General features: G+C 60.5%; 2 protein-coding genes. Both read right to left on the reverse strand.

Annotated elements, in window-relative coordinates; translation table 11 throughout:
* On the reverse strand, positions 1–976 hold a 976-nt coding region (locus RT613_RS16650; protein WP_313617109.1), incomplete at its 3' end, for an aldehyde dehydrogenase family protein.
* A 12-nt stretch (positions 977–988) separates the two neighbouring features.
* Complete coding sequence (locus tag RT613_RS16655) at positions 989–1,921, reverse strand: NAD(P)-dependent oxidoreductase (protein ID WP_313617111.1); 933 nt, start codon at positions 1,919–1,921, stop codon at positions 989–991.
* Positions 1,922–2,036 lie beyond the last annotated feature (115 nt).

Genomic DNA, 2,036 nt, shown 5'->3' on the forward strand with positions numbered 1-2,036 from the left:
CCTCGGCATATTTCTCAACGAATTTCTGGTGGATGGAGCGGTGTACCAGAAGGCGCGAACCGGCAACGCAGCTTTGGCCGGCACCACCGAAAATGGCAGACTGCGCGCCCAGGATGGCGCGGTCGATATCGGCATCGTCAAACACGATGTTGGCGGATTTGCCACCCAGTTCCAGAATGCATGGCACGACGTTTTTGGCGGCTTCCGCGGCGATGATCGAACCGGCAAAGGCCGAACCGACAAACACCACGAGACCCGTCTGCGGGTGGGCAATGGCGGCCTGACCGGCCGTGGTGCCCTGCCCTGCAATCACATTGACCAGGCCGCGCGGTGCGCCACCCTTTTCACACAACACGCCCAGCAGAATGGTGCTGAGCGGTGTCAGTTCCGATGGCTTGATGACCACGGCATTGCCGGCGCAGATGGCCGGTGCAATCTGCCAGCCGCCGGTGTTGAGTGGCGCATTCCACGGGGTGATCTGCACCACGGTGCCGATTGGCTCGTTGCGAGTGTAGTTGAGATGGGTTGTCGGCACCGGAATGACATCACCATGCAGCTTGTCGCACCAGCCGGCATAATATTCGAACATTTCGGCGACCTTGGTCACCTCGCCCCTGATGTCGCGGATCGGGCGGCCGGCAGAGCGGCTTTCCACCTCGGCAATCACGGCGGCATTGGCGCGGATCTGGCGGGCGATTTCAAACATCACCCGGCCACGGCCAGACGCCGTCAGCTTCATCCACTCCTTCTGGGCGGTGGCTGCTGCATCCATGGCTGAATTGATGACCGACTTGTCGGCATCCTTGTACTGCGCAAATACCTTGCCGGTGGATGGGTCGGTCAGCGACAGGGTTTCGCCAGCGCCGGTGATGAATTCGCCGCCCACAAAGCTGGCAATCTCTTCGGTGCCGGCAACGGTCTTGTAGATTTCGCGAATGCGGGCACCCGGTTCGCTTGAAATGATCAGGTTATCCATTGTCATCGCTCCTTAATTGCCAGCTGCCTTGAAGGCGCCCATACGTGTGAAATCATCGCCGTCCGTAAACTCGGTGGTGCCAGCCCACAGCTTGGCAACGGTTTGCGCGACAGGCAGATCGGCGCCGGTGCTGGCGGCCAGTTCACTGGCAAGGCGCACGTCCTTGCGCATCAGGCCCATGGAAAATCCGCTGTCGAAACGACCGGACATGACCCAGGTCGGGAAATGCACTTCCGAGATCATCGAACGACCAGAGGCAGCGTTGACAACGCGCAAGGCAGCTTCGGGATCGATACCGGCGGCAAGCGCCAGTTTCAGGCCCTCACGGGTGGTGACCATGTGGGCAGCGGCCAGCATGTTGTTGACCAGCTTTGCCACGTTGCCGGCACCGCTTGCGCCAACATGCAGCGCCTTGGCGGCCATGGTTTCAATGGCCGGGCTTGCCAGCGCCACGTCTTCTGCCGTGCCGCCAATCATCATGGTCAGCTTGCCGGTGGCCGCACCGGCCGGGCCGCCGCTGACCGGCGCATCGAGAAAACCGTGGCCGAGGGCGCTCAGGCGTTTGGCAAGCTCACGGCTGACATCCGGTTCGGACGTGGAGGTGTCTATGATCACCACCCGTGCGTCGTCACGCGCTTCCAGCGCATCCACATGGTCATTGACCACACCGGCCACATCCTTGGCGGTGGGCAGCGAAAACACCAGAAAATCGCAGGTTTCAAACAATTCGCGGATGGTGGTCACCGGTACGATGCCAGATTTTTCCGCCAATGCGCGGCGCTCTGCTGAGAGGTCAAAACCCAGCGTTTTAAACCGCGCCGCCAGGGTTTGCGCCATGCCCAGCCCCATGCTGCCAAGGCCGACCACCCCGATCGACTGACTGTTTTCTTCTGACATTATTCCACCTCGTTCATTCGTTTTTTGACCGCTTGTGCGGTCGATCATTCCGAATGTGAGGCTGTCATCAAACCGGCTGTTACGGTAGTTGGGCAACCGGGAACAAAGTGTTGCCGGTGCAGCAACACGGCGGCCGTGAATAAGGTCAACAGGACGGCATTAT

It is taken from the genome of Agrobacterium sp. (assembly GCF_032092815.1).
Taxonomy (GTDB): Bacteria; Pseudomonadota; Alphaproteobacteria; order Rhizobiales; family Rhizobiaceae; genus Agrobacterium.

What these genes read in the sequence shown, in the direction of transcription:
- RT613_RS16655 (WP_313617111.1), bottom strand. Translation starts at nt 1,921, where the DNA reads ATGATCGACCGCACAAGCGGTCAAAAAACGAATGAACGAGGTGGAATA.